The organism is Actinophytocola sp., assembly GCF_045807065.1.
Taxonomy (GTDB): Bacteria; Actinomycetota; Actinomycetes; order Mycobacteriales; family Pseudonocardiaceae; genus Actinophytocola.
Genome location: NZ_JBJMIE010000479.1, coordinates 1 through 7,423, shown reverse-complemented (window position 1 = coordinate 7,423; position 7,423 = coordinate 1). Strand labels below are relative to the sequence as shown.

Genomic DNA, 7,423 nt, shown 5'->3' with positions numbered 1-7,423 from the left:
TCCGCGCCGTGGCCGGTGACCAGGACTGGCCCTACGAGCACGCCATGGAGCTGGGCAGCGGCACCGGCTTCTTCCTGCTGAACCTCATGTCCGGCGGCGTGATCAAGAAGGGCTCGGTCACCGACCTGTCGCCGGGCATGGTCCAGGTGGCGCTGCGCAACGCCCGCAACCTCGGCCACGACGTCGACGGCCGCGTCGCCGACGCCGAGCGGATCCCGTACGACGACAACAGCTTCGACCTGGTCGTCGGGCACGCGGTGCTGCACCACATCCCGGACCTGCCGGCCGCGTTCCGCGAGGTGCTGCGGGTGCTCAGGCCCGGCGGCCGGTTCGTGTTCGCCGGTGAGCCGACGAAGATCGGCGACACCTACGCGCGTAAGCTCGGCCAGCTGACCTGGTGGCTGACGACGAACATCACGAAGCTCAGCCCGCTGTCGGCGTGGCGGCGGCCGCAGTCCGAACTGGACTCCTCGTCGCGGGCGGCGGCGCTGGAGGCCGTCGTCGACCTGCACACGTTCGACCCGACGGACCTGGAGGAGCTGGCCCGGGACGCGGGCGCGGCCAACGTCCACGCCCACACCGAGGAGCTGGCGGCGGCGCTGTTCGGCTGGCCGGTGCGGACGTTCGAGGCCGCGGTGCCGCAGGAGAAGCTGACGCTGGGCTGGCGGCTGTTCGCGTACAAGGCCTGGCTGCGGCTGTCCTGGCTGGACGAGAACGTGCTGCGGAAGATCGCCCCGCGCGAACTCTTCTACAACGTGCTGATCACGGGGACCAAGCCCTGAACTCCGCTCCGTGAGCTCCGCTCATGACGTATGAGTTCACCCCGGCCGACGTGCGTTTCCTGCGCTCGGCGGCCGGGGTCGAGGCGGTCTCGTCGGTGGCCGCCCTGCCGCTGACCTCGGCGAGCTACCTGAAAGACGTGGCCACCGCGCGCCGACTGCTCGGTGACGGCGCTGGACCGGTGCTGGAAACGGTGCTGCTGCGCAGGCGCGCGGTGGCCAAGGTGGACTCCCCCGAGGACTGGCTCTTCACCGACACCGCCTTGCAGCAGGCGACCCCGATGCCCGTGGCCCGGCACCGGGCGCGCCGGTTCGCCGGCCGGGACACGCACGACGTGACGTGCTCGGTGGGTGTCGACCTGGTCGCGCTGGCGGCCGTCGCGTCCCGGTGCGTCGGCTCGGATCTCGATCCCGTGCGGTTGCTCATGGCCGCCGGCAACACGTCCGTGCCGGTGGTACGGGCCGACGCCCTGCGGCCGATCACCCGGGACGCCGCGGTCTTCGTGGATCCCGCCCGCCGGGACTCCGCGGGCCGCAGGCGTTGGCACGCGGCGGACTTCGTGCCACCCCTGGACGCGCTGGCCGAGGTCTACCGCGGCCGGGACCTGGCCGTGAAGTGCGCGCCCGGCATGGACTTCGCCGAGCTGCCCTGGGACGGCGAGGTGGAGCTGGTGTCGTTGGACGGGCAGGTGCGGGAGGCGTGCCTGTGGACGGGCGCGTTCGCCGGCCCCGCCCGCCGCGCCACGGTCCTGCGCACCGGCGGTCGCGAGTGGACGGTCACCTCCGACGATCCGGACGACTGCCCGGTCCGCGAGGTGGGGGAGTGGCTCGTGGACCCGGACGGCGCGGTCGTGCGCGCGGGCCTGGTGCGGCAGTACGCGGCGGTTCTGGGCTTCGGGCAGCTCGACGAGCGCATCGCGTACCTCACGGGTGATGACCGACCGGAGGGAATTCGGGCGTTCCGGGTGCTGGAACACGGTCACTACACGGAGAAGTCCCTCCGGCAGACCCTGCGGCGGCGGGGTGTCGGCCGGCTGGAGATCCTGGTCCGCGGTCTGGACATCGACCCGAACACGCTGCGCCCCAGGCTGAAGCTGGCCGGCCAGGCGTCGGCGACCGTGGTATTGACGAGGGTGGGGCGCACCCCCATGGCGTACGTGTGCGAGGCGTCAGCCGGTCAGGCCTGACAGCAGGAACGTCCGCACCTCGTCCAGGTCCGCGTCCACCGCCACGTCGATCTCCCGCGGCGCGTCCTCGCCGCGGACGCGGTGCTCTCGGGGGTCGGCGATGGTCGCGCCCCGGGCCGGCCCCATGCCGCACTCCACCTCGACCGGCATCCGGCTGGTCCGCAGCAGTCCCGGCCGGATGGCCTCCGCGACCGCCACCGCGTCGTGGATCACCATGCCCTCGTGGCCGAGCGTCCGCTGGTAGTGCTTCCGGTACGTGCCGGTCAGCCGCACGAGCGTGGCACCGCGTGGGCCGCTCGCCGCCAGCCGGTCCAGCCACGACAGGTCGACCGCGCACCGCGTGGTGATGTCCATCGGCACGAGCGTGGTCGGCACCGGCTCCTCCACCAGCACCCGCCGCGCCGCCTCCGGGTCGCTCCAGACGTTGAACTCGGCGGCCGCGGTCACGTTGCCGCCCGCGAGCCCGCCACCCATGATCACGAGGCGCTCGATCTTGCTCCGCACGGACGGGTGCGCCGCGAGCAGCAGCGCGACGTTGGTGAGTGGGCCGATCGGCACGATCGTCACCGGTTCCGGCGAGGAGTCCAGCAGCCGCACCATCAGCGCCACCGCGTCGGTGCCGACCAGGCCCGTCTGCCGCTCCGGCAACGTGTCTGCCATGCCTGACAGCCCGTCCTCGCCGTGCACGGCGCCCGCCCGGTGGGCGTGCGGGTGCACGAGCGGCCGGTCCGCACCCGCCGCCACCGGCACGTCCTCCCGCCCGCACAGCGCGAGCACACGCAGCGCGTTGCGCGTGGTGCGGTCGAGCCCGACGTTGCCGAACACCGTCGTCACACCGATGAGGTCGACCTCGGGGCTCGCGCAGGCCAGCACGAGCGCGAACGTGTCGTCGATGCCGGGGTCCGTGTCGATGATCAGCCGAGTCACTCGTCAGACCGTACCGCCGACAGCGTCCAGAGCTGGCCGCCGGCCGCGACCGCCATGGCCGTCACGACCACGGCCGCGGGCAGCCACGGCCCCAGCACGGCGGCCACCAGCGGCACGGCCACGGCCAGCGCACGCAGCGGCCACCGGCGGGCGTGCGCCACCAGCAGGTTGATGACGAGCAGGAACGCGGCGAGGCCACCGCACATGAGCCACGTGTTCGTCGCGTTGAGGTGCTCGGTGGACCCGGCGACCGCCGTGCCGAGCCCGGCCGCGAGGGCCGTGACCGACGCGACCACCACGAAGTGCGCCGGCAGCACGACCGAGGGCGGGTACCGCGGCTCCTCGGCGAAGCCGTACCGGACGTTCAACCCCCACAACGTGGCCAGCAGCGCGAACGCGGCCACGATCGTGAGCCGCAGCACCCACCCCTCGCCGCTGTGCCGTCCCCAGTTGTCGAGCTCCGCGACCGCGCCGACGCACTGCAGGACGGCCTCGCCGAGCACGATGATCACGAACAGCCCGAGCCGCTCGCCGAAGTGACCGCTGTCGAGCAGCGCGGCGGCGATCGTGGTCGGCCGCGCGCGGGTCGCCGTGCCCCGCTGCGGTTCCCGGCCGCCGCGTCCGCGCCGCCGCGTCCGCTCGGTCCGCTCGGCCCGCTTCGCCAGCGACTCGTTCATCCGCGCCAGCATCGCCTCCTGGTCCCCGCGGCTCGCGAGAACGCTGAAGACCATGGTGAGCACGAGGCCGAACAGCCACAGCCCGATCTTCCACCACGGATCGTCGACGAAGAACGAGACGATCCACGGCACCAGACCGAAGTTCTGCGACGTGGCGATCCACGACAGCAGCACCCGCCCCGAACTCTCGAACGCGCCCCTGCCGACCGCGCTGGTCAGGAGGTACGCGGCGGCGAAGACGTCGGCCCGGCTGTCCATGCCGTGCGGCACCGCGGCCGCCATGGTGGCGATGCCGGCCATGCCGAAGAACATGGCCCGCAGTCCCACCTTGTCGGCGACGACGTTCGAGTACATCGTGAACGTCGTCCACACGAGCCAGATCGCCAGGTAGAGCGTGAAGAACGCGGTGATCTCCAGGCCGCCGGGGCCGTGGTGGGCGTCCCCGTGGAGCAGGTGCGCGAACTCCGCCACAGCAGCGACGGCGACGAGGTCGAAGAACAGCTCCAGCCAGCTGGCGTGCCGCTCGGTCTCGTGCTGTGCCATGTCGGAAGGCTACTGAGTGTGGATCTCACTCGAAGCCGTCGATCAGAACTGGGGACTTCACCGCGAGGGCCGGGCCGTCCGCGGAAGCACGGGGAGAATCCACGGACGGAGGTCTGTTCAGTGGGGCTCGTTGACCTGCTCGTCAAGCCGGACCAGGCAGCACGGGCACTTGTTCGGGCACGCGAGACCGCGGAACGGGTCGTCCGCATGCACCGGAATCGCGCACAGGGACGGCCACCACCGGACGACGTCTCCCCAGAGGGTGGGATGCCCCATCACGGGGGTTCGGTCTGTGCGGACCGGTTGGTCCAGAACGGCCAGATGTGCCCAGTGCTGGTCGAGAATTCCGAGTCGCCACACGACCACGGCCGGGACAGGGGGCAACAGCTCGACCACGCTCACGCCGTCCCAGGGTGAAGCCGGGCCAGTTGCGCGGACACATGTGCCTCCCGTTCGTGGTCCATCGTCATGTCTGGACGGTAGAACGGCCACGAACGCGCAGGTTTCCCACCGGGAAACCCAGATCGGTACCCTCGTTGACATGGCGGACGTGATCGGTACGACCATCCGGAGACTGCGCCGCTGGCGTGGTCTGTCCCTCGAGCAGGCGGCCGGTCTCGCCGGGCTGTCCAAGGGCTACCTGTCCAAGATCGAGAACGGGATCAAGCCGGTCGATCGGCGTTCCACCCTCGTCGCGATCGCGCGCGCACTCCGCGTCTCCCTGGCGGACATCACCGGCGACGGTCTGGAGATCCGCGATCCGGAGGCGGACAGCACGGTCCCCGCCATCCGTCAGGCGCTCCTCGACACCGACCTCGACGGCAACGAACCCCCGATCGGCGAACTCGGCGCGCTGTGGGGCGAGGCCCAGTTGCTCGCGGGGCTGCGGCAGGCCAACCAGGACGCCGAGGTCGGTCGGCGCCTGCCGCCGCTGCTGGTCGCTCTGCACACCCACACGTCCGCGTCCGACGGGCTGCGCGCTCTCGTCACGGCTACCCACACCACAGCCCTCCTGACCAAGGGCCTGGGTGCCGGGGACCTTTCGTGGATCGCCGCCAGTCGTGGTTACGAGGCCGCCACCCGGCTCGGGGAACCGGAATGGGTGGCCTTGGCCGAGTTCGCCCGGACGCAGGCGTTGACCGGCCTCGGCGCGCACCTGAGGGCCGAGAAGTTGGCACGGCAGGCACTCGACACCGTGCCGGCCGGTGTCACGGACATCCGCGGCGCGCTCACGCTCACGTCGGGCTACACGGCGTCGGTGCTGGGAGGGACCGACCCCGGCGCGGCGCTCGACGAGGCCGCGGCACTGGCCGAACACGTCGAGGACGGCAATCGGCACTTCCTCCTGTTCTCTCCGGCCAACGTCGTCCTCTGGCGGATGTCCTCGGCGTTGGAACTCGGCGACCATGCGAAAGCCGCGGCACTGGCCGACACGATCAACCCGACAGATCTGCCGATCGACTCGCGCCGGACGACGTTCCTCATCGAGCGTGCCCGCGCGCTACACGGCCTGAAGCGACCTGACGAGGAGGTCGTCCGGCTGCTGCTGAGCGCCGAGAAGGTCGGTCCCATCCGCATGCGCGCCAACCCCTTCGTCCGAGAGATCGTCGCCACGATGGTGACCCGCACCCGACGGGAGTCCGTGGCTCGCGAGGCCCGTGGACTGGCGTCGCGCATGGGACTGCTGCGAACCGTGTAGGCGGACGGCGCATTCGCGTGACCCCGCTGAGAACTCCGATGTGGCTCTCGGGTGTGGTCGCGAGGTTGGGTACGGTGACCTGCCATGACATCGATGTGGGGTTCACCGGTGGTCGACCGGGTGCGGGACTGGCGCCGGGCCCGCCGAGACCCGAACCAGGCGCGGTTCCTGACCCGCGACTCGTTGCGCTGGGTGATCCGCAACCGCGCGTGGTCGCCGTGGTATCTGGTGCGGTACTGGCGGCTGCTCAAGTTCCGCCTCGCGAACCCGCACATCGTGCTGCGGGGGATGGTGTTCCTCGGCAAGGACCTCGACGTGCACTGCCGGCCCGGGTACGGGCGCATGGAGATCGGCCGCTGGGTCCACATCGGGGACGGCAACGCCATCCGCTGTCACGAGGGGTCCCTGCGGATCGGTGACAAGGCGGTGTTCGGGCGCCAGAACGTGATCAACTGCTACCTGGACATCGAGCTGGGTGAGGCCGCCCTGGTGGCCGACTGGGTGTACATCTGTGACTTCGACCACGTGACGTCGGACATCCACCAGGCGATCAAGGACCAGGGGATCGTGAAGGCGCCGGTGCGGATCGGTCCGGACACCTGGATGTGCACGAAGGTCACGGTGACCAAGGGCAGCCGGATCGGCCGCGGGGCCGTGGTCGGGGCGCACGCGGTCGTGAAGGGGGACATCCCGGACTACGCCGTGGCGGCCGGCATCCCGGCGAAGGTCGTCCGCGACCGGCGCGCCGCCTACGACGCCGACGCGGAACGCCGGGCCGCGGTGGCCGACATGTCCCGCAAGGCAGCCGCCGCCCTGAAGAAGACCCTCGACGCCCACAGCTGACCCACTCGAACGCATGTGCTACCCTTTTCTAGGTGGGTAGCACATGTGCTACCTTCGGTCATATGGACGGGGACTTAACCGAAGTCGGTTTGCGTGAGCTGCGGCAGAACGCCAGTGAGCTGGTCCGCCGTGCACAGGAGGGGGAACGGATGATGATCACGGTCGCGGGGCGGCCGGCGGCGGTCCTCGGGCCGGTCGGTGACAAGACATGGCGGCGCTGGGCTGAGGTCGAAGCGGTGTTCGCCAGTGCGACGGACCCGGCGTGGGCGGCCGACCGGGACCGGCTGGACGGCGATGTGGTCGATCCGTGGGAACGTCGGTGACCCGCGGCATCCTTGACACCAGCGTCCTGATCGCGGACGACGTGGCTCCGATTCCCGGGGAGCTGGCCATCAGTGTCGTCAGCGTCGCCGAACTGCAGTTCGGAGTGCTGGTCGCCTCCGATGAGGCGCGGGCCGGGCGGTTGAGCCGGCTCAGCGCGATCCAACGCCGGTTCACGCCCCTGCCGGTGGATGAGGCTGTGGCCGACAGCTACGCGCGGCTGGCTGCTCGGGTCGTCCAGATCGGGCGGCAGCCGCGGGTGCGGGCAATGGACTTGCTCATCGCGGCCACCGCGCACGCCCACAAGGCGACTGTCTACACGCGTAACGCGAAAGATCTTGCCGGGTTGGCGGACATGGTCTCGATCGTTTCGGCTTGACTGGTTGCCTGGGGGGCGGGGCGGGTGGGGATGGCCGGGGCCGGGCTGGGGCTGGGGGATGGGACGGG

Annotated in this window: 9 protein-coding genes; 6 read left to right on the top strand and 3 right to left on the bottom strand. The window is 71.1% G+C overall.

The genetic code is table 11. From position 1 onward, the window contains the following. Together ACJ73U_RS28235 and ACJ73U_RS28230 are read left to right on the top strand one after the other, a co-directional pair. Positions 1-782: class I SAM-dependent methyltransferase (locus ACJ73U_RS28235; protein ID WP_407780761.1), on the top strand; the 782-nt coding region annotated here is incomplete at its 5' end. Between the two features lie 23 nt (positions 783-805). Beyond that, positions 806-1,966, top strand: a complete 1,161-nt coding sequence (locus ACJ73U_RS28230) for a THUMP-like domain-containing protein (protein ID WP_407780760.1) — start codon at positions 806-808, stop codon at positions 1,964-1,966. Here ACJ73U_RS28230 and ACJ73U_RS28225 read toward each other — a convergent pair. The 3 genes from ACJ73U_RS28225 to ACJ73U_RS28215 all read right to left on the bottom strand — a co-directional run bounded on the left by ACJ73U_RS28225 (position 1,949) and on the right by ACJ73U_RS28215 (position 4,515). Further along, positions 1,949-2,893, bottom strand: coding sequence for a nucleoside hydrolase (locus tag ACJ73U_RS28225; protein ID WP_407780759.1), 945 nt, complete (start codon positions 2,891-2,893; stop codon positions 1,949-1,951). The two genes, ACJ73U_RS28230 and ACJ73U_RS28225, sit on opposite strands and share 18 nt — an antisense overlap. Continuing rightward, a complete protein-coding gene (locus ACJ73U_RS28220; RefSeq protein ID WP_407780758.1) occupies positions 2,890-4,113 on the bottom strand; it encodes a low temperature requirement protein A in 1,224 nt (407 codons plus the stop codon). Before ACJ73U_RS28220 ends, ACJ73U_RS28225 begins: the two co-directional genes overlap by 4 nt. A 117-nt stretch (positions 4,114-4,230) precedes the next feature. After that, complete coding sequence (locus tag ACJ73U_RS28215; protein WP_407780757.1) at positions 4,231-4,515, bottom strand: hypothetical protein; 285 nt, start codon at positions 4,513-4,515, stop codon at positions 4,231-4,233. Between the two features lie 139 nt (positions 4,516-4,654). Between ACJ73U_RS28215 and ACJ73U_RS28210 the strand changes: the two genes are divergently transcribed. From ACJ73U_RS28210 to ACJ73U_RS28195, 4 genes are all read left to right on the top strand, one after another. Beyond that, complete coding sequence (locus tag ACJ73U_RS28210) at positions 4,655-5,812, top strand: helix-turn-helix domain-containing protein (RefSeq protein ID WP_407780756.1); 1,158 nt, start codon at positions 4,655-4,657, stop codon at positions 5,810-5,812. An 84-nt stretch (positions 5,813-5,896) separates the two neighbouring features. Further along, positions 5,897-6,655: an acyltransferase gene (locus tag ACJ73U_RS28205; RefSeq protein ID WP_407780755.1), complete on the top strand. Its 759-nt coding sequence runs from the start codon at positions 5,897-5,899 to the stop codon at positions 6,653-6,655. 62 nt (positions 6,656-6,717) lie between these two features. Next, positions 6,718-6,978, top strand: a complete 261-nt coding sequence (locus ACJ73U_RS28200) for a type II toxin-antitoxin system Phd/YefM family antitoxin (protein WP_407780754.1) — start codon at positions 6,718-6,720, stop codon at positions 6,976-6,978. Beyond that, on the top strand, positions 6,975-7,355 hold the full coding sequence (locus ACJ73U_RS28195) for a PIN domain-containing protein (protein WP_407780753.1): 381 nt from the start codon (positions 6,975-6,977) through the stop codon (positions 7,353-7,355). The genes ACJ73U_RS28200 and ACJ73U_RS28195 overlap by 4 nt, the downstream gene beginning before the upstream one ends. The last annotated feature ends 68 nt before the right edge of the window (positions 7,356-7,423 follow it).

Excerpts from the sequence above, each read along its gene's own strand:
- ACJ73U_RS28205 (WP_407780755.1), top strand. The coding sequence starts at position 5,897 with ATGACATCGATGTGGGGTTCACCGGTGGTCGACCGGGTGCGGGACTGG.
- ACJ73U_RS28200 (WP_407780754.1), top strand. The coding sequence starts at position 6,718 with ATGGACGGGGACTTAACCGAAGTCGGTTTGCGTGAGCTGCGGCAGAAC.
- ACJ73U_RS28230 (WP_407780760.1), top strand. The coding sequence starts at position 806 with ATGACGTATGAGTTCACCCCGGCCGACGTGCGTTTCCTGCGCTCGGCG.
- ACJ73U_RS28210 (WP_407780756.1), top strand. The coding sequence starts at position 4,655 with ATGGCGGACGTGATCGGTACGACCATCCGGAGACTGCGCCGCTGGCGT.
- ACJ73U_RS28220 (WP_407780758.1), bottom strand. The coding sequence starts at position 4,113 with ATGGCACAGCACGAGACCGAGCGGCACGCCAGCTGGCTGGAGCTGTTC.